The following is an 18,633-nucleotide window of genomic DNA, read 5'->3' on the forward strand; positions in this document are numbered from 1 at the left end:
GGAACTTTTGAAGGAGAACTGTGGCAGAGACTACCGCAGCAGACATTGAGCTCGAGGACGTCCCGAGCTCCTATACAGTGAGCAGCGATGCTCCCGAGACAGGTCAGGGCCAGTCCCTTACCGCCCCCGGCCAGGCACTTGGCCGCCGCAAGCAGGCCGTCGCCCGCGTCCGCCTCGTGCCCGGCTCGGGCTCGTGGTTGATCAACGGCCGCGAACTTGAAGACTACTTCCCGAACAAGCTGCACCAGCAGCTCGTTCGCTCGCCGTTCGCGCTCCTCGACATTGAGGGTCGCTTCGACGTCATCGCTCGAATTGATGGCGGCGGCATCTCCGGGCAGGCCGGCGCCATGCGCCTTGGCATTGCCCGTGCGCTCAACAATATCGATCGCGATCACAACCGCCCGGCACTTAAGAAGGCTGGATTCCTCACTCGCGACGCTCGCGCCGTGGAGCGGAAGAAGGCAGGCCTTAAGAAGGCCCGCAAGGCTTCGCAGTTCTCGAAGCGCTGATCTTTTCTTTCCTGCTCACCCCCGTTTCGACGGGGGTGAGCTTTTTCCGCTGAAGCGGAAGATGGTGACCGCGATCCCTGACGGTCGGACTGTGACGCTTATCCGCCAATGCCTAGTTCGTCATGGCACGCCTGGCTCCTGCGGTACATTGGGAAGGTGAATCATCCGGAAGGGGTTTAAGGTGGGTCGACTGTTCGGGACCGACGGTGTGCGAGGTTTGGCTAATCGTGACGTGACGGCCGATCTGGCTCTCAGGCTCGGAGCGGCGACGGCGGGGGTGCTCCTGCGAAACCGCGAATCGACTGAGCGTCCCCGGGCTATTGTCGGCCGAGACACGAGGCAGTCTGGCCCCATGCTCGCTCAGGCCATGGCGGCGGGGCTCGCCTCTGCCGGTGTCGATACCGTCCACGTTGACGTCGTATCCACCCCGGCGATCGCATACCTGACGAAGAAGGACGGATATGACCTGGGGGTCATGATCTCCGCGTCCCACAACGCCATGCCGGACAACGGCATTAAGTTCTTCGACAGCACCGGGTACAAGCTGGCGGACACGACCGAAGACGCGGTCGAGGCGAGTCTCGACGAGGCCAGGTTGGGCCCTGTCGGCGACGGCGTCGGTCGAATCACGGACGACTATGAAGTCGCAAGCCGCGAATATCTTGACCATCTGTCCGGAGCAATTTCAGCCGATCTGTCGAATCTGCGCATTGCGGTCGATTGCGCCAATGGTGCCGCCAGCGCTCTCGGCCCCGAGGCGCTCCGCCGCGCCGGTGCGGACGTCGTCGTCATCAACTGCGCGCCCGATGGCAAGAACATTAATGACGGGTGTGGTTCCACCCACCCAGACCAGCTCAGGGCGCTAACCGTCGCGTCGGAGGCCGACTTCGGAGTTGCCTTCGACGGTGATGCTGACCGTTGCTTGGCCGTTGACCACACGGGTGAGCTCGTCGACGGTGATCAGATCCTCGGGGTGCTCGCGGCCGGTATGCAGGATGAGGGGACGCTCGTCGACGACACGCTCGTCGTCACCGTCATGTCGAACCTCGGGCTCAAGCTTGCTCTCAGGCAACGCGGGATCTCGATGGTGGAGACCGCAGTTGGCGACCGATACGTCCTCGAGGCGATGAGGAAGAACGGCTACACGCTCGGCGGCGAACAGTCTGGCCACGTCATCGCGTCCGAGTATGCAACGACGGGCGATGGAATCCTCACCGCCGTCCTCCTTGCCGAACAGGTTGCCAAGTCCGGAACGACCCTGCGGGACCTGGCTGGCTATGTCAAGCGGCTACCTCAGACGCTCGTCAATGTCGGAGGAGTGGACAAGCGGCGCGCCCATACCGACGAGGAACTTCTCGAGCAGGTGCGCCTTGCCGAAAAAAGCCTCGGAGACACAGGCCGCGTGCTACTCCGTCCCTCCGGAACGGAACTCCTTGTCCGCGTCATGGTCGAGGCGGCGACGCAAGCTGAGGCCGATCGTGTCGCCCACAGTCTGGCAGACGTCGTCAAACGCCGGCTGGCTTTCTGACGAGCGGCTTTGGAGGCTTTCACCGCGATCCAGGACTGGGTCATCGCTGCGGGAGCGTCACCGTTCGCACTTCTTGCCACGTATCTCCTGTGCACGATCGACGGATTTTTCCCGCCCCTCCCGTCTGAGTCCATTGTCATCGCTCTCGCCGCGCTGACCGTGACATCGGAGGGCCCCCACATCGGCCTGCTCTGGGCGGTCGCCGCGCTTGGCGCGTTCACGGGCGATCAGATCGCTTACACAATCGGAGCGCGAATTCCCGTCGAGAGGATCCGCTACTTCAGCCGCGGTCGCGGTGCACGCGCATACGCAAGGGCGGGTCGGGCCCTGCTCTTGCACGGTCCCATCCTCATCATGTCCGCACGCTTCATCCCTGTCGGCCGCGTCGCTGTCAACCTCGGGGCAGGGGCGATCGGATACCCACGGGTTACGTTCAGCGTCGTTGACGCCGTCTCCGCCTCCATGTGGGCGGCGTACTCCGTGGCGATCGGCATCGGAGCCGCCCACGCGCTCGACGGCCACCCGCTTCTCGCTGTGCTGTTCGGCGTGGCAGGGGGAGTTGCCCTTGGCGCCGTCATATCCCAGATCATTACCGTCGTTCAGCGCAGGTACTTCCCGGAACGCTACGACGCGATCGAGCGCGCTGCCCAGGAATGGACGGAAGGTCTAGATGACGGCGGCGACTGACCGATTGATGCCCCGATCCGCGTAGCAAAAAGGCGAAGGGGATCGCCCTTCGCCTGCGAGCTGTGCGGCGTTGTGTGCCGCCGGGTGACGTGACTTAAGCGGGGTCGCGGCTGTCGAGTCCGGGCAGTCCGCGTGCTTTACGGGATTTGTCGATAAGGCGCCAGATCATCGGGGTGAAGATGAGTTGCATAGCCAGCTCGGTCTTTCCGCCCGGAACGACGATGCTGTTGGCGCGGGACATGAAGGAGCCGGGGATCATGGCGGCGAGGTACGGGAAGTCGATGCCGCGAGGATTGCGGAAGCGAATGACTGTCATCGACTCGTCCGCGGTTGGAATCCAGCGGGTGATGAACGGGTTGGACGTGTCGACCATCGGCACACGTTGGAAGTTGATGTCGGTGTTGTTGAACTGAGGACAGATGTAGTTGACGTAGTCCGGCATGCGGCGAAGGATCATGTCCGTCACAGCTTCGGTTGTGTAGCCGCGGGCGCTGCGGTCCCGGTGAATCTTCTGGATCCACTCGAGGTTGATGATGGGGACGACGCCGATGCACAGGTCAACATGGCGTGCCACATTCACCTCATCTGTCTTCACCGCCCCGTGGAGTCCTTCGTAATAGAGCAGATCGGTGCCCTCCTCAATGTCCTCCCACGGTGTGAAAGTGCCGGGCGGGCACCCGAACTGGCGTTCCTCTTCGGCGTCGTGAACGTAGGAGCGCACCTTGCCGGACGCGTCGGTGCCGTAGTTCTCGAAGAGCGTTTCGAGAGATTCGAAGTCATTCGCTTCTGGACCGAAGTGGCTGGGCGGGTTCTCGCCGCGCGCTATTGCTTCGTTGTGGATCGCGCGCATTTCCGCACGGTCGTAACGGTGGAACGAGTCGCCGTGGATGATCGCGGCCTTGATGGATTCGCGGGCGAAGATTTGTTGAAACGTCTCTGTCACCGTGCTCGTACCAGCTCCGGACGATCCGGTAATCGCGATGATGGGGTGTTTTCGTGACATGGTCTCTCCTACTGGTCTCGAACGAAGAGTGTGCGGTTTTGGAACAGCGGATAGCGAACCTCGGAGGCGTCCGGGTCTTCCGCGTACTGCTCGATACTGGCAATATCGGCAGCCGCACCAAAGATGATGGGGCTGTACTGGTCGAGCTCTGTCGGAGTGACCGACGAGAGCGGTACCTGCCCATCGGTCGCCGCGCCGCCGGCCTGCTCGATGAGCATGGTGATGGGGGCGGCGGTGTGGATGAGTGGCACTCCGCTCATCCGTGGATCGTTCGTCCGCGGGAGCATGAACAGGCCACCGTTGAACAGCGCCCGGAAGCATCCCAGAACAGCGGAGTTGTTCCATCTCATGATCGCCGGGCGCCCGTCGGGCTCCTGCGACTCTCGGATGCGCTCGTCGACGTAGCGCCGGATCGGCGCAGGCCACATCGCCGCATGCGACAGGTCGATGGCGAGAACGTCTGAGCGCGCGGGGAGCGTGATGTCGGTTGTCGTGAGAACGTAGTTCCCAACATCGCGGTCGAGCGTGAAAGCGTCGACACCGGCACCCGTCGTGACGATGAGGACCGAGGCCGGACCGAACAGGGCCACACCGGAGCACAGGATGTCGGACGCGGGCCGGAGGAACTCCTCCACCGCGACCGGACCCTGTGCTGTTCGGCCCATAATGGAGAACGCGACGCCGATCGGCTGGTTCTCCATGAGTGTCGTCGCCTGATGGAGAACATCCATGGCAAGCAGGCACGGACCATCTTCCGAGAACTGGTGAATCTCCGGGTCGCCTGAGAACGAGATGGCGGCAAGCTGTTCGCAGCTCGCGGCCTGTCCGAGGATGGCGTCGATTGCCGCCTCCTGGATGATCCGATTCGTCTCCGTCGCGTCAGAGCAACTGTCATCGCCGCCGGGCCGCTGAACGAGGCAGCCGCGGCTCACGATGGCGGACATGAGCTTGAGTGAGATCCCGACGCAGGACAGGACATGGACGTAGGGGTGCTTGTCGTCCCGGTCGGTGACCTCGAGGAGGTATTGGGTGAACGTTCGCGTCATCTTGCCTCCTAGTCGATCGCCGCTGAGCCCAGGCGTTCGCGCCAGCCCGGGAAGATTGCGTCCGCGTCGCCGGGGAAGGACTCGAATGCGCGTGCGAACTCACGATTCTCGAGAGCCCAGTCGAGTGGATCGGCCCCTGCTCGCCAGCACTCGTACGCCTGCTTGAGTGAACGTGCGCCCGCTGTGGGGCCGTCGATGTGGCCGTATGAGCCTCCGCCCGCGGTATTGATGATGTTGGCGTGCCCGAGGTTCGTGAACAGCCCAGGCAGACGTAGCGCGTTCATCCCACCGGACACGATGGGAGCTGTCGGCCTCATTCCGTACCATTCCTGGTGGTAGGCGGGGCCGTCAGCCGAGTCTCGCTCGATCATGTAGGCGATCCCGCGGTCGTCGGCAACGCCCTCCATCTTGCCGTATCCCATGGTCCCGACGTGGTAGCCGGAGGAACCCTGGAGTCTGGCCATTTTCGCAAGAACGTGAGCGGTGTAGCCTCGCTTCGAGCTGGGGGACGTGATCGCACCGTGGCCCGCACGATGGTAGTGAAGGAACTGGTTCGGGAACCAGCGGCGTGCAGTTGTCACCGCGCCGGGCCCACCGACGTAGCCGTCGACGAGGAAAGCAACCTTGTTGGCATCCGGCCCAAACGTCTCGAGAATAAATTCGCCTCGTGCAACCATTTCGGCATGGTCGTCGGCCGTGATGTTGGCGCTGAACAGCTTCGCCTCACCGGTCTCGTCCATCGCCCGCCTCATGGCGTCGCGGACGAGAGGGATGGTGTCCTTGAGCGGTGCGAACACCTGGTTGCCCTGGGGTTCATCGTTCTTGATGAAGTCGCCTCCGAGCCAGAACTGATAGGCGGCCTCCGCGAACGGCTCAGGCCTCAAACCGAGCTTCGGCTTGATGATCGTGCCGGCGATGTAGCCGCCGTCCTCTACCGGACGGCCAAGAACGCGCCACAGCTCCTTCAGCCCAACGGAGGGACCGTCAAAGAGGTTGATTGCACTGCGCGGCACGTAGAAGTCGTACATCTTCGCGTGTTCAATATCGCCCATACCCTGGTTGTTGCCGATCGTGAGCGTTAGGAAGGAGACCATCATCATCCTTCCGTCCGTCATGTTGCGGTCGAACAGTTCGAGCGGGAAGGCGATGCGGACATCTTCGTTCTTCTCGTCGGCAACGTAAACAAGGGCGTCGACGCCCTTCGTGAAGTCGTCTGTCGTCGACACCTCAACATTGGTTCCGGTCGAGGATTCAGCCGCGAAGTGTGCGGCGGCTTCGAGGAACCCGAAACCGGCTTTCGGCTTGAGCCGATAGGCGCACAGAATGTGGGCTCCGCCCGCGATCAGATCCTCCTCCCGGAGAGTTAGGTCGAGGTAACGTGATGATTGATCCATGGGAACCTTCCTGAATGGTCAGCATTTCTTCCCAGTTTGAGAATTCTTGCTATGTTAACTGCCCGTTTTTGCAACTCCCAGGGACCTTGGACTTGAGCTACGTCACATAGAGACAAGTGTGGGATGAAAGGCCCAGCGATTTGTCATGGTCTGTCAGATTTCCGACTTCGGGTCCCCGACAGATCCAGCCTGTCGACCAGTCGCAACGCGGCTGTGTCCGGTATGTGAGACGGTTTAGGAGTGGAGCTCTCGGATGAAGCGAGCCTGCTCTTCGATGGCAGCCGTCATTATCGCCTCGTCACCGCGCACCGTGAATCCACTCGGTGCCTCATATTCCGTCAGCGTGTGGGGACGCGATGCTCTGCTGAGCGACGCCGCGAGGGCACGGCCGTCTTCTGCCAGCCAATCGAGGGAGCCGACCTGGATGAGGGTATGGGGCAGCTTCTTGACCAATGCCAGATCATAGGCGGGGCTCGCGAGCGGCTGCGTTCGCGTCCCAGCGTCGGGGAAGTAGGCGTCCATGACAAAAGCGAGCATGCGAGGACCGTGCTTCGGCTTCTCGACGTCGGTGTCCCTGTCACTACGCGTGTAGTCGAGCACAGGAGATGAGGCGATGAGACCGGTGAGGTGGATATCCTTCTCATAGGCGAGCTGGGCGGTGTTAATCGCAAGCTTTGCGCCTGAACCGCCCCCACCGACCGTCACTCGGTGGCGGTCCCATCCGAACTGATTCGCACTCGACAGTGCCCACGTGAGCGCGTCGAAGCACTCATGCTCGGCAACGGGGTAGGACACCTGTGGTGCTGCGTGGTAGTGGAGACTGACGACAATCGCCCCGGTGTCCGCTGCAAGGTAGCGGCAGATGTGCTCGTCTTCGCGCACCGCGCGACCGATGAGACCGCCGCCGTGAAGCTGGAGGTGAAGTGGCGGGCGGCGCAGATCATCCCCGGCGAGCGCAGCATCTCCAAAAGAGCGATAGACGAGTGCGCTGACCTGCCCGTGTCGGGTCGGAATGGTCATGTGGGAGGAGCTCACCGGGCGAGAGGGCGCAGGGACGGAGGATCCGCCGGTGAGGCGGGTGCGCGCCTGTATCGCCCACGCAGCCAGCCACCGATCAGGCCTCGTCATTCCATCCATTCGACACGCCTCCTTTCCCTTATTCTAGCCCTTTCGCAGATGAACGGACTTCATCCGATGGTCGTGGCCCTTACGAAGGATGACGGTTGCCCGCGAACGAGTCGGCTTAATGTTGTCGAGGAGATTGGGCTCGTTGACGGTGCTCCAGATCCTCAAGGCGGTCTCCCGCGCCTCGGTCTCCGACAGGTCCGCATATCGACTGAAATAGGAGAGCGGATTCGCGAATGCGGTGGACTGCAGGTCGATGAACCGCTTGATGTACCAGTCGCGGATATGTGAGCTGTCGGCGTCGACATAGATTGACAGGTCGAAATAGTCCGACACGGCCGTCAGCTGGCCACTAGCGCTCAGCCGCGCTGGTTGGAGCACATTGAGCCCCTCGACGATGAGGATGTCGCACCAATCGACGGTTTGCACTGCTCCGGGAACGATGTCGTACGTGACGTGGTCGTAGACAGGCACGTCGATCGGGCATATCCCCGCTTTGATTGAGTGCATGAATCGGATCAGGGCGCCGACATCATAGGACTCCGGGAAGCCCTTTCTCTGCATGAGACCGTGCTCCTCCAGCGCCGCGTTCGGCAGGAGGAAACCATCGGTTGTAACAAGCTCCACCTTCGGCGTCGACGGCCACCTCTCGAGCAGAACTTGCAGGAGTCGCGCAGTCGACGACTTCCCAACGGCAACAGACCCCGCCACCGCGATGACGAACGGCGTGTGCTCGGGCCTTGTTTTCACGAACTCGGTCACGCGCACGTGTCGGCGTTGGGCGGCCTCGACATGAAGCTGAATGAGGGCCGACAACGGACGATAGACCGCATCAACTTCCTCGAGGTCGAGGGGGTCACCGAGGCTCTTGAGCCGCTCCACCTCCTCATCGCGCAGAGGTAGGGGTGTGCTGAGAGCTAAGGACTCCCACTGCTGCCGAGTAAGATGGAGGAAAGGATCCAGCGGTGCCATGGCCGGGGTCAAGGTCATGTCCTATAGTCTGGCACCCCAGAAGCGAACCATCAGGCAGGAGTTCAAAAAGATGTGCGGAATCATAGGGTATGCAGGTGGCGAGAACTCGGCCAGAGCAGTGGACGTCGTTCTCGAAAGCCTGGCGCGCCTCGAATATCGCGGATATGACTCGGCCGGAATCGCCATTGTCGCCGACGGCGAGATTGTCCAGGTGAAGAAGGCTGGCAAGCTCCAGGGGTTGCTCGATGAGCTCGACAAACACCCGCTACCGCCAACCTCGACCGCCATCGGTCACACCCGCTGGGCCACTCACGGTAGCCCAACGGACGCCAACGCCCACCCCCACATGTCCTTCGATGGTCGCGTGACCGTTGTTCATAACGGCATCGTCGAGAACCACGGTGAGCTTGCTCGGGGGCTCGCCGAGCGCGGCATCCAGCCCATTTCGGAAACCGACACCGAAATTGTCGCCCACCTGCTTGCCCTTGCGCTCGCGGACACGGGCGACCTGACGGAGGCGATGAGGATGACTGTCCGAGAGCTCGAAGGATCCTTCACGCTCGTCGCCGTCGCCGCGGACAGCCCCGGCACCGTCGTCGCGGCGCGGCGCAACGCACCTCTTGTCGTCGGTCTGGGAGACGGAGAGAACTTCGTCGGCTCCGATGTTGCTGCATTCGTCAGCAGGACTCAGCGCGCTATTGAGATGGGTCAGGACGAGATGGTCACCATCAGGCCCGATTCCGTCTCGATCCAGACTTTCGACGGGACCCCCGTCGACCGTGCCGAGTTCCATGTGGATTGGAATGTTGATGCTGCCGTCAAAGGCGGCTTCGACACGTTCATGGAGAAGGAAATCCACGACCAGCCATCTGCCGTGCGCGATACGCTCCTTGGTCGGATGAGCCCGTCTGGGTCCCTCCAGCTCGACGAACTGCGCATCGACGAATCCATCCTCCGCCGCATAGACAAGATCATCGTCGTCGCCTGCGGCACCGCTGCCTACGCGGGTCATGTCGCGAAGTACGCGGTTGAACACTGGTGCCGCATCCCTGTCGAGGTCGAGCTTGCCCACGAATTCCGCTACCGCGATCCTGTCGTGTCTGAGAAGACGCTCGTCGTCGCGATCACCCAGTCGGGCGAAACGATGGACACTCTTATGGCGATCCGCCACGCCAAGGATCAGGGAGCGAAGATCCTCGCCATCGTCAATACGCATGGCTCGACGATCGCCCGCGAATCTGATGCGGTGCTCTACACGCATGCTGGCCCGGAAGTGGCGGTTGCCTCGACGAAGGCGTTCGTTGCTCAGATCACGGCTGCTTACCTGCTCGGTCTTTATCTTGCCCAACTGCGGGGCAACAAGTACTCCGATGAGGTCGTCACCTACCTTGATGAGCTCATGAAAATGCCGGACCGGGTTGCCGAGGTCATCGCTCGTGCGGACGAGATTAAGGCCCTCGCACGGGACATGAAAGACGTGACAAGCGTGCTCTTCCTTGGCCGCCATGTCGGATATCCAGTCGCGCTCGAAGGCGCACTCAAGCTCAAAGAACTCGCGTACATTCACGCCGAGGGCTTCGCAGCTGGCGAGCTCAAGCATGGCCCGATTGCCCTCGTCGAGGACGGCCAGCCAGTCTTCCTCATCGTTCCCACGCCGCGGCGCCCGCTCCTGCACGCGAAGGTCATGTCCAACCTGCGGGAGGTGAGCGCTCGGGGAGCCCGGGTCCTGTGTATAGCTGAGGAAGGCGACACCGCTGTCGACGAGTTCGCGCACGCGGTCTTCCGCATCCCCGAAACCCCGACACTTCTTCACCCACTCGTGTCCGTCGTCCCGCTCCAGATCTTCGCCCTGGCGCTCGCGACCGAGAAGGGGCTCAATGTCGATCAGCCGAGGAACCTGGCGAAGTCAGTCACAGTGGAGTAGCAATGCTGAGAGCGTATAGATCAACCGACGTGGCAGCCGCTGAGAAGCCCGTGCTCGCGGCCGGTGTGCCGCTCATGGAGCGGGCATCGTTCGCCGTCGCGACAGCCGCCGCGAGGGAGCTCAAGAGCCGCGGACACACCGTGACAGGATCCCGCATCCTCGTCCTCGCCGGTGGCGGCAACAATGGCGGAGACGCACTTTTCGCAGGAGCAATTCTTGCCAGGCGCGGCGCCGTTGTCGACATTTTCCGTGTCTCCGATTCCATCCATGAGGCCGGTCTTCGGGCCGCGACAGAGGCAGGTGCCCGCGTACTACCGGGGGAGAGGGACGACGTTGTGGCGGCCGCTAGGGCGGCGGGTCTGTGGATTGATGGCATTGCTGGTATCGGTCTGCGTTCTCCACTTCGCGAACCACTTGCGAACCTCGTCACCCTGCTTGATGAGGAGCGAGAGGCGGCGCCCGACGAACCGATCGTCATCGCCGTCGACTGCCCGACCGGCATCGGTGTCGACGATGGTGGGCTTCCGGGGCCAGCGTTGCGGGCGAGCGTAACGGTCGCGATGGGGGTGCTGAAGCCGGGCCTGCTTGCACCGCCAGCTTCGAGGCTCTGCGGACGGGTCCAGCTCGCCGACATCGGCCTCACCCTGACGGAACCGCCCGCGGTGGCAACGCTGACGGCATCCGATGTCGCCGATCTCCTCCATGAACCTGACGAGACTGATCACAAGTACACTCGTGGAGTTGTTCTGCTTGGCACGGGCTCGGCAGACTATCCTGGCGCGGCTGTTCTCACCGCCGGGGGAGCGCTCGCTGGCGGAGCCGGCATGGTTCGCCTTGATTCACCCGAGGTTATCCGTCTTGTTCTCCGCTACTACCCGGAGATCGTCATCGGTATGGGCAGGGCCCAGGCAACGGTTCTCGGCTCCGGGGTGCCCGTCTCCGACGTTGACCGGCTCCGCGCCCCGCTCGATCGAGCGCTTGAGGAGCACTACCCCGTTGTCCTTGACGCGGGAGCTCTCACACTTCTCAAAGACGGCTACGCCGACCTGCCGTCCACTGCTGTTCTGACCCCTCACGCGGGCGAACTCGCGGAGCTTCTCGCGGCCCGGGGCGAGGGACTCACCCGTCAGGAAATTGAGGCCGCCCCCATTCGTGCAGTCCGGCTCGCTGCGACCGTGACAGGCGCGACCGTTGTTCTGAAGGGAGCAACCGATCTTGTTGCAGGACCCGATGGCCCGGTCTACGCCCAACCGGCGCGTTCGCACTGGCGTGCGACGGCTGGCGCTGGTGACGTCTACGCGGGTTTGCTTGGGGCTCTTCTTGCCGGTGCCGGGGAGGACATTGCGCGGGCCGGACACGGGCTCGGCAAGCCAGCATTACTCGCGGCAGCAGCCTCATGGATTCATGCGGAGGCGGCGCACTCCAACGGTCCGATCAGGGCCAGCCAGATCGCTGACCGCATCCCTGCCGCGATCGCGAGAGCGCTTCATGGCTGAGCCGGTCGGTAGCGCGACCATTGACCTCGACGCCCTCGTAGCGAATTTGGCGACGCTGAGGTCCTCTACGGGCGCGACGATTGCCGCCATCGTCAAAGCCAATGCCTATGGTCATGGCCTGGTCCCCGTCAGTCGCGCGCTCGTCGAGGCGGGAGCTGATTATCTCGGGGTCGCCCAGCTGACCGAGGCACGTGAACTGCGCCGCCATCTTCCGGGCATCCCCATCTTTACGTGGCTCTACGCACCGGGAGCCGACCTCGTGGGCGGGATTGGGGCTGGTCTTGAGATCTCGGTGGGCGCGCCGTGGGCAGTCGACGAGATTCTCGTGGCCGCTCGCCATGCGGGCACCGTGGCGCCAATTCACATTGAGGTCGATACGGGCATGGCGCGCGGCGGCTTCTCCCCCGAAGCGCTTCCGGACGCCGCTCGGACTCTCGCCGCCGCACAGGCGGACGGCGCGGTCGACATCGTCGGTTTGTGGTCGCATCTGGCTCGGGCGGATGAGCCAGCCAGCGGGGAGACAGGACGCCAGCTCGAGCGGTTCCATGAAGCGCATGAGGTTCTCCGACGAGCCGGTATCCAGCCGCGGATCAGACACCTTGCGAACACTGCCGGTGTCCTCTGGCACCCGCAGACTCATCTGGATATGGTCCGCCCGGGTATTGGCCTCTATGGGGTGAGCCCCGAGCCGGGTGTCGCAACTGCGGCGGAGCTCGGACTACGACCCGTCATGACCCTGTCCTCGACCGTCGTTGCCGTGCGTGAGGCGGCCCCTGGAACCGGAGTGTCGTATGGTCACACGGAAAGAACACAGAGATCGATGATGCTGGGCACGGTCCCACTTGGCTATGCGGATGGGATTCCCCGCTCCGCCTCCAGTCGCGGTCCGGTTTCGGTCGGGGGAGTGCGCACTCGCATTATTGGCCGAGTCTGTATGGATCAGGTCGTCATCGAGTTGCCGGTCGGCACCGGCCCAGGTGACGAGGTCATCTTCTTCGGCGCTGGCGGCCCGACAGCCGATGAATGGGCGGCGGCCGCTGGGACGATCGGTTACGAGATGACAACGAGGATTGGTCGGCACATACCGCGCCGCTACCCTCCAGGTACAGTAGGAAGCTGAAGGAGGGGGACATGGAGCTCATCGCCACGACCGCAGAGGACACCCAGGAAGTCGGCCGCCGCCTTGGCGGTCTCGTTGCCGCCGGGGATCTCATCATGCTCGCTGGCCCACTCGGTGCAGGCAAGACAACGTTTGTCCAAGGCCTCGCCCAGGGCATGGGAGTCCATGGTCGCGTCACCTCACCCACCTTTGTCATTTCTCATATCCACAGGGGCAGTATCGACCTTGTCCACGTCGACGCCTACCGGCTCGACAGCCTCGAGGATGTTGAATCGCTCGACCTCGACGCGTCGCTCGGGGACTCCGTCACCGTTATCGAATGGGGCCGGGGTAAGACGGATGCTCTGTCGGATGATCGGCTCGAGATCGATATTGCTCGCCCCCTCGGGTCCCGCGTCGGCGATGACCCTGAGGACCTCGTCGACGACACTCCCCGTACCATCACGCTTCGGCCCACCGGCCCCCGGTCGGCCGCGATTGTCGAGGCACTGAGCACGTGAGAGCCGCCCTCACCCTTCTCCTCTTCCTCGCGGCGATGCTTCCGGGGGCAGTAGCCCATGCGAGCACTGACGCGCGCGCCTGGTTCGACAATGAGGGAGAGGCCACGCTCCAATCCTTCGCGCCCACAACCTTCCCGGACCTGAGTGAAGAGGAACGGGCGCAGCTGACGATCGGCGTGCCCGTCCCGTTCGCGACAATCGACGAGATAGCAACGAACCTCAGCGGTGAAGGCGAGCCCACCAACTTCATCGCCCCCGTTTCGCTCGACGGTACTGTCGTTGGCGTCATTTCCCATTCGGTCGACGAGGCGACGGAGGAGACGGATCGGGTCGTGGCTGACGCCCGCCTCGGCGAGATGATGATGGCGATGGAGGACGGAGACCACCTCTTCTATGACACCGTGCTCGACGGACACTTCATTCGCCGCGGCAACCAGATCATTCCAGCGAGTGAAGCGGCCCTCGACCGGCTTGCCGGGTCGACGAGCGTCGACATGTTCTTCGGTCTGCGCGCCGAAATCATGACAGAAGGCCCGGTAACCGCCGTGCAACCGAACCAGCCGGAGAGCACGCCGGTCCTCCTCGTCACCATCCTCCTCGCGCTATTCCTCTTTTTTACCCTAGTCCTCACGTGGCTGAGGAGATCCCCGGTCGAGCCACTGCCGTCGACGCCCGTCCGTAAGCACTTCCGCGAAGTCCGTTTCTATCGCCGAGGAGGCACCCGTGTCCACACTGACGATTGAGACGTCGACCGTCTCTGTTATCGCACTCGTCGGCGAGACGACGATCGTCCGTCGCAGTTCCGATGCTCGTCATCACGCCGAAACTCTTGCCCCGCTAGTCGAGGAGCTCGTGGCCGAGGGCGGAAGGCCGGATCTTATTGTTGCTGGCACCGGCCCCGCAGCCTTTACCGGCCTGAGAGCGGGTCTCGTCACCGCTCGCGCTCTCGCCCGGGCGTGGAATGTCCCGCTCGTCGGCATCGGGTCTCTAGAGATCCTTGGGCGGACCGCCCTCGACTCGGGGACTGGGCCCGTCGTCGCGGTCGGAGACGCCCGCCGCAAAGAGGTCTACGCAGCGGAAATGGTGCCCCTCGGCGTCGACGACGTCACTGTCACGTGGGGCCCCGAGGTTCTCTCGCCGCACATGCTCGCAACGAGGGGACCAGGCAGATATGTCGGGCCCGGTGCCGCCCTCTATGCCGACATCCTTGCAGGTGGAACCGACCTTGAGATCAGCCCCGAGGCGATGGTCAGGCTCGCGAAGTCGCGGATGAGTCGCGCCGATGCTGGTGAGCCGCTGGACCTCGGGACGGAGCCCCTCTACCTGCGCAGGCCCGATATCGGATGAGAAGGCTCGGCCCGGCCGACGCTGAGATGTTCGCTGCACTGGACCGGGAGATCTTCGGTCCAGAGGCGTGGCCAGAGGGCATTATCGAAGAGCAGCTCGCTCACGACAGAATTGTCGCGATCGGCATCGACGGTGAGAGCGGTCTGGATGCGGCCGGAATGCTTGGGCTCGGCATCGAAGCGGAGCTCCTCACCATCTCCGTCCGGCCCGAGCGCAGGCGGCAGGGTTTGGCGAAAATGATCGTTCGGCGCCTGCTCGAGCTCGCGGTCGGTGCTGAAGCGTGCTTCCTCGAGGTGCGCGCATCTGACGAGGGGGCGCAACGCCTGTACCGGGAGCTTGGCTTTTCCGAGGTGGGCCGCAGGCGCCGCTATTATCGCGACGACGATGCTGTCGTCATGCGGATCGATCTAGGCCTGACGATCTAACGCCGAGAAGACGTCGTATGGTAGCGGGTTTCATATTGGGACAGAGTGACGTGGCGCTCGTCCCTTTAGCGCCGTTATGAGCCCAATGTCGCAATCTTCGGGGACCGTCGCGGTTAAGATGTGAGGTATGGCAACCTCAACTCAGACAGCGCCGAAGAAGGTGCACCGCCTGTCGACGTCCGTGGGTCTGAAGATCCAGATGGCAGTGACCGGACTCTTCTTCGTGCTCTTTGTCCTTCTCCACATGTACGGCAATCTGAAGATGTTCAGCGGGCCGGAGGCCTACAACGGCTACGCCACGTTCCTTCGCGAAGTCGGCTACCCTCTGGTCCCGGGCGAGGGCGTTCTGTGGATCCTGCGGATCCTCCTGCTCGTCTCGATCATCCTCCACCTCCACGCAGCTCTCGTCCTCTGGAAGAGGGGTAATGATGCGCGTGGGCCGAACGCCTACAAGGTTCGGCGCGGCAGGAAGAGCCAGCAGACGTATTCGTCGCGGACAATGAGGTGGGGTGGCATCATCATCCTTCTCTTCATCGTCTACCACCTGCTTCAGTTCACAACTTTGACGATCTCTGTCGGCGCGGAGGCGTATGCCGACATGACTCCCTATGACAGGATGATCGCCGGCTTCCAGCCCGAGGTCTGGTGGAGCTACGCGTTCTACTTCGTCGCGCTCCTCGCGCTCGCCATGCACATTCGTCATGGGGCGTGGTCCGCGCTTCAGACGCTCGGCGTCTCAAACCGCCGCCGCGAAGTGGCATTCAACTGGATTGCGATCGCGATCGGAGCCGCAATCTTCTTCGGGTTCATGATTGTGCCGACCGCGATCATGGCCGGATTCATCTCGTGATTGGACACAACATGACAGACCTCATTAACGGCCTCTACTACGAGGGTGAGCCGATCGCAGACACGAAGGCACCGGCTGGCCCCCTCGAGCAGAGGTGGGAACAGCGCACGTTCGACGCCAAACTCGTCAACCCCACGAACCGTCGCAAGATGCACGTCATCATGGTCGGCACCGGCCTCGCAGGAGCCTCCGCAGCAGCCTCGCTCGGCGAGATGGGCTACAGAGTGAGCGCCTTCTTCTACCAGGATTCAGCGCGGCGAGCTCACTCGATCGCCGCTCAAGGCGGCATCAATGCCGCGAAGAACTACCGCAACGACAACGACTCCACGTTCCGGCTGTTCTACGACACGGTCAAGGGCGGTGACTACCGCGCCCGCGAATCGAACGTGTATCGGCTTGCGGAGGTATCCGCAGCCATCATTGACCAGTGTGTCGCTCAGGGCGTGCCATTCGCCCGCGAGTACGGCGGCCTGCTCGACAACCGTTCTTTCGGCGGTGTCCAGGTGGCCCGTACGTTCTACGCCCGTGGCCAGACCGGCCAGCAGCTCCTCATCGGTGCCTACCAGGCACTTGAACGGCAGGTCGCAGCAAAGACTGTGACGAGCTATGCCCGCCACGAGATGGTTGAGCTCATCGTCGTTGACGGCAGGGCGCGCGGCATCATCGCCCGCGACATGGTGACCGGCAAGCTCGAGACTCACTTGGCTGACGCTGTCGTCCTCGCTACTGGCGGGTATGGAAACGTCTTCTTCCTGTCGACGAATGCGATGGGCTCCAATACGACGGCGATTTGGCGTGCACATCGCAAGGGCGCGTACTTCGCGAACCCGTGCTACACGCAGATCCACCCGACCTGCATCCCGCAGTCGGGCGGCTATCAGTCCAAGCTCACTCTCATGTCGGAGTCGTTACGTAACGATGGCCGCATCTGGGTTCCGAAGAATGCGGAGGATTGCGACAAGGATCCGCGTGATATCCCCGAAGAGGATCGTGACTACTACCTCGAGCGCATCTATCCGGCGTTCGGCAACCTCGTGCCACGTGACATCGCCTCGCGTCAGGCAAAGAACGTGTGTGACGAGGGCAGGGGCGTCGGTCCGAAGGTGGATGGGGAGCGCCGCGGTGTCTACCTCGATTTCAGCGAAGCCATTGGGCGTCTCGGGGCGAAGGCTGTGGCAGAGCGCTACGGCAACCTGTTTGACATGTACAAGCAGATTACCGGTGAGAACCCTTACGAGGTTCCCATGCGCATTTACCCGGCCGTCCATTACACGATGGGGGGACTGTGGGTTGACTACGATCTCCAGTCGACGATTCCTGGTCTGTTTGTCACAGGGGAGGCCAACTTCTCCGATCACGGAGCGAACCGACTTGGCGCGTCGGCCCTTATGCAGGGTCTCGCCGATGGATACTTCGTCCTACCGAACACCATCAATGACTATCTTGCCGCTGGGCCTTTCGAGGATGTCTCTGACTCCCCGGAGGTCACTGAAGCCCAGCAACAGGTGACGGACCGCATCAACACCCTGTTGTCGATCGACGGCAACAGGTCGGTCGACTCCTTCCACAAGGAGCTCGGTGCGATCATGTGGGAGAAGTGCGGGATGGAGCGGTCAGAGGAGGGTCTCAAGGAGGCCATCACCGAGATCCGGGCTCTTCGCGAGGAGTTCTGGAGGAATGTCAAGGTCCCGGGTAGCGCAGCGGATCTCAACCAGTCCCTGGAGAAAGCTGGCCGCGTCGCCGACTTCCTCGAGCTGGGTGAGCTCATGTGCATCGACGCCCTGCACAGGAGGGAATCGTGCGGCGGCCATTTCCGTGCGGAATCACAGACTGAAGAGGGTGAAGCTCTTCGGCATGACGACGAGTTCGCCTACGTCGCAGCATGGGAGTGGGGCGGAGATGGGCAGGCGCCGAGCCTCCATAAGGAAGACCTCGTATACGAATTCGTCGAGATGAAGCAGCGGAGCTACAAGTGAGAATTACACTCGAATACTGGCGCCAGAATGGCCCCAGCGACACTGGCCACTTCGAAACTCGGGACGTCGAGGTTGATGACCACGCGTCCTTCCTCGAAATGCTCGATGTACTGAACGAGGAGCTGTTGGCGGACGGCACGGAGCCCGTCGCCTTCGACTCCGACTGTCGTGAAGGAATCTGCGGACAGTGTGGCCTCGTCATTAACGGCGACCCGCACGGTCCACTCCGGACGACGACATGTCAGCTACACATGCGGAGCTTCAAGGACGGCGACAAGATCACGATCGAGCCGTGGCGTTCCACCGCGTTCCCGGTGCTCAAGGATCTCATCGTCGATCGCTCCGCATTCGATCGGATCATCCAGGCAGGTGGCTACATCTCGGTCAACACCGGTGCAGCCCCCGACGCGCACTCCCAGCTCGTTCCGAAGCAGAATGCTGACCTCGCATTCGAGGCGGCTGCCTGCATCGGCTGCGGCGCGTGCGTGGCAGCCTGCCCGAATGGGTCGGGGATGCTGTTCACGGCGGCGAAGGTCGTTCACCTCGGCTTGCTGCCGCAGGGCCAGCCGGAACGGAAGACGCGCGCTCTCAACATGATCCGTCAGCACGACGACGAAGGCTTCGGCGGCTGCACGAACCTCGGTGAATGCGAGGCTGCCTGCCCGAAGGAGATCCCCATCGAGTTCATTTCGATGCTCAACCGGGACATCCTCGCGGGCGCCCCGAAATAG

18 protein-coding genes are annotated in these 18,633 nt (G+C 62.8%); 13 read left to right on the top strand and 5 right to left on the bottom strand.

Features of this window, described 5'->3' with window-relative positions; genetic code table 11:
* Nucleotides 1-20: 20 nt before the first annotated feature.
* From rpsI to H7E91_RS09865, 3 genes are all read left to right on the top strand, one after another.
* Entirely contained in the window at nt 21-509 is a 489-nt protein-coding gene (rpsI, locus tag H7E91_RS09855) for a 30S ribosomal protein S9 (RefSeq protein ID WP_182354927.1), read from the top strand.
* 181 nt (nt 510-690) lie between these two features.
* Nucleotides 691-2,037, top strand: coding sequence for a phosphoglucosamine mutase (gene glmM / locus H7E91_RS09860; RefSeq protein ID WP_182354928.1), 1,347 nt, complete (start codon nt 691-693; stop codon nt 2,035-2,037).
* Between the two features lie 9 nt (nt 2,038-2,046).
* Nucleotides 2,047-2,724, top strand: coding sequence for a DedA family protein (locus H7E91_RS09865; protein WP_182354929.1), 678 nt, complete (start codon nt 2,047-2,049; stop codon nt 2,722-2,724).
* A gap of 94 nt (nt 2,725-2,818) precedes the next feature.
* Here H7E91_RS09865 and H7E91_RS09870 read toward each other — a convergent pair whose 3' ends face one another.
* The 5 genes from H7E91_RS09870 to coaA form a co-directional block, all read right to left on the bottom strand.
* Nucleotides 2,819-3,727 (bottom strand): phosphoribulokinase, encoded by a 909-nt coding sequence (locus tag H7E91_RS09870; protein WP_182354930.1) that lies wholly within the window; start codon nt 3,725-3,727, stop codon nt 2,819-2,821.
* A gap of 8 nt (nt 3,728-3,735) precedes the next feature.
* On the bottom strand, nt 3,736-4,773 hold the full coding sequence (locus H7E91_RS09875) for an FIG domain-containing protein (RefSeq protein ID WP_182354931.1): 1,038 nt from the start codon (nt 4,771-4,773) through the stop codon (nt 3,736-3,738).
* A gap of 8 nt (nt 4,774-4,781) precedes the next feature.
* On the bottom strand, nt 4,782-6,167 hold the full coding sequence (locus H7E91_RS09880; protein WP_182354932.1) for a ribulose-bisphosphate carboxylase: 1,386 nt from the start codon (nt 6,165-6,167) through the stop codon (nt 4,782-4,784).
* A gap of 234 nt (nt 6,168-6,401) precedes the next feature.
* Nucleotides 6,402-7,295, bottom strand: a complete 894-nt coding sequence (locus tag H7E91_RS09885) for an alpha/beta hydrolase fold domain-containing protein (protein WP_182354933.1) — start codon at nt 7,293-7,295, stop codon at nt 6,402-6,404.
* A gap of 33 nt (nt 7,296-7,328) precedes the next feature.
* On the bottom strand, nt 7,329-8,282 hold the full coding sequence (gene coaA / locus H7E91_RS09890) for a type I pantothenate kinase (RefSeq protein WP_182354934.1): 954 nt from the start codon (nt 8,280-8,282) through the stop codon (nt 7,329-7,331).
* A 52-nt stretch (nt 8,283-8,334) separates the two neighbouring features.
* Here coaA and glmS point away from each other — a divergent pair, with 52 nt between their 5' ends.
* The 10 genes from glmS (at nt 8,335) to H7E91_RS09940 (ending at nt 18,633) form a co-directional block, all read left to right on the top strand.
* Entirely contained in the window at nt 8,335-10,188 is a 1,854-nt protein-coding gene (glmS, locus tag H7E91_RS09895; RefSeq protein ID WP_182354935.1) for a glutamine--fructose-6-phosphate transaminase (isomerizing), read from the top strand.
* 2 nt (nt 10,189-10,190) lie between these two features.
* The gene (locus H7E91_RS09900) at nt 10,191-11,684 is read left to right on the top strand and encodes an NAD(P)H-hydrate epimerase (protein WP_182354936.1); all 1,494 of its coding nucleotides are present in this window, start codon (nt 10,191-10,193) and stop codon (nt 11,682-11,684) included.
* Complete coding sequence (alr, locus tag H7E91_RS09905; RefSeq protein ID WP_182354937.1) at nt 11,677-12,804, top strand: alanine racemase; 1,128 nt, start codon at nt 11,677-11,679, stop codon at nt 12,802-12,804. Before H7E91_RS09900 ends, alr begins: the two co-directional genes overlap by 8 nt.
* Before the next feature lie 11 nt (nt 12,805-12,815).
* Nucleotides 12,816-13,304, top strand: coding sequence for a tRNA (adenosine(37)-N6)-threonylcarbamoyltransferase complex ATPase subunit type 1 TsaE (gene tsaE, locus H7E91_RS09910; RefSeq protein ID WP_182354938.1), 489 nt, complete (start codon nt 12,816-12,818; stop codon nt 13,302-13,304).
* Nucleotides 13,301-14,047 carry a hypothetical protein gene (locus tag H7E91_RS09915; protein ID WP_182354939.1) on the top strand — a complete coding sequence of 249 codons (747 nt, stop codon included), beginning with the start codon at nt 13,301-13,303 and terminating at the stop codon, nt 14,045-14,047. Before tsaE ends, H7E91_RS09915 begins: the two co-directional genes overlap by 4 nt.
* A complete protein-coding gene (gene tsaB / locus H7E91_RS09920) occupies nt 14,028-14,651 on the top strand; it encodes a tRNA (adenosine(37)-N6)-threonylcarbamoyltransferase complex dimerization subunit type 1 TsaB (protein ID WP_182354940.1) in 624 nt (207 codons plus the stop codon). Before H7E91_RS09915 ends, tsaB begins: the two co-directional genes overlap by 20 nt.
* Nucleotides 14,648-15,076 (top strand): GNAT family N-acetyltransferase, encoded by a 429-nt coding sequence (locus tag H7E91_RS09925; protein ID WP_182354941.1) that lies wholly within the window; start codon nt 14,648-14,650, stop codon nt 15,074-15,076. The genes tsaB and H7E91_RS09925 overlap by 4 nt, the downstream gene beginning before the upstream one ends.
* 127 nt (nt 15,077-15,203) lie before the next feature.
* Nucleotides 15,204-15,926, top strand: a complete 723-nt coding sequence (locus H7E91_RS09930; RefSeq protein WP_182354942.1) for a succinate dehydrogenase cytochrome b subunit — start codon at nt 15,204-15,206, stop codon at nt 15,924-15,926.
* Nucleotides 15,927-15,937: 11 nt separating this feature from the next.
* Nucleotides 15,938-17,902, top strand: a complete 1,965-nt coding sequence (locus tag H7E91_RS09935; protein WP_182354943.1) for a fumarate reductase/succinate dehydrogenase flavoprotein subunit — start codon at nt 15,938-15,940, stop codon at nt 17,900-17,902.
* Nucleotides 17,899-18,633: a succinate dehydrogenase/fumarate reductase iron-sulfur subunit gene (locus H7E91_RS09940; RefSeq protein WP_182354944.1), complete on the top strand. Its 735-nt coding sequence runs from the start codon at nt 17,899-17,901 to the stop codon at nt 18,631-18,633. Before H7E91_RS09935 ends, H7E91_RS09940 begins: the two co-directional genes overlap by 4 nt.

Source organism: Flaviflexus huanghaiensis (genome assembly GCF_014118685.1).
Taxonomy (GTDB): domain Bacteria; phylum Actinomycetota; class Actinomycetes; order Actinomycetales; family Actinomycetaceae; genus Flaviflexus; species Flaviflexus huanghaiensis.

What these genes read in the sequence shown, in the direction of transcription:
- H7E91_RS09870 (WP_182354930.1), bottom strand. Translation starts at nt 3,727, where the DNA reads ATGTCACGAAAACACCCCATCATCGCGATTACCGGATCGTCCGGAGCT.
- H7E91_RS09875 (WP_182354931.1), bottom strand. Translation starts at nt 4,773, where the DNA reads ATGACGCGAACGTTCACCCAATACCTCCTCGAGGTCACCGACCGGGAC.
- H7E91_RS09880 (WP_182354932.1), bottom strand. Translation starts at nt 6,167, where the DNA reads ATGGATCAATCATCACGTTACCTCGACCTAACTCTCCGGGAGGAGGAT.
- H7E91_RS09885 (WP_182354933.1), bottom strand. Translation starts at nt 7,295, where the DNA reads ATGACGAGGCCTGATCGGTGGCTGGCTGCGTGGGCGATACAGGCGCGC.
- coaA (WP_182354934.1), bottom strand. Translation starts at nt 8,282, where the DNA reads ATGACCTTGACCCCGGCCATGGCACCGCTGGATCCTTTCCTCCATCTT.
- glmS (WP_182354935.1), top strand. Translation starts at nt 8,335, where the DNA reads ATGTGCGGAATCATAGGGTATGCAGGTGGCGAGAACTCGGCCAGAGCA.
- H7E91_RS09900 (WP_182354936.1), top strand. Translation starts at nt 10,191, where the DNA reads ATGCTGAGAGCGTATAGATCAACCGACGTGGCAGCCGCTGAGAAGCCC.
- alr (WP_182354937.1), top strand. Translation starts at nt 11,677, where the DNA reads ATGGCTGAGCCGGTCGGTAGCGCGACCATTGACCTCGACGCCCTCGTA.
- tsaE (WP_182354938.1), top strand. Translation starts at nt 12,816, where the DNA reads ATGGAGCTCATCGCCACGACCGCAGAGGACACCCAGGAAGTCGGCCGC.
- H7E91_RS09925 (WP_182354941.1), top strand. Translation starts at nt 14,648, where the DNA reads ATGAGAAGGCTCGGCCCGGCCGACGCTGAGATGTTCGCTGCACTGGAC.
- H7E91_RS09930 (WP_182354942.1), top strand. Translation starts at nt 15,204, where the DNA reads ATGGCAACCTCAACTCAGACAGCGCCGAAGAAGGTGCACCGCCTGTCG.
- H7E91_RS09935 (WP_182354943.1), top strand. Translation starts at nt 15,938, where the DNA reads ATGACAGACCTCATTAACGGCCTCTACTACGAGGGTGAGCCGATCGCA.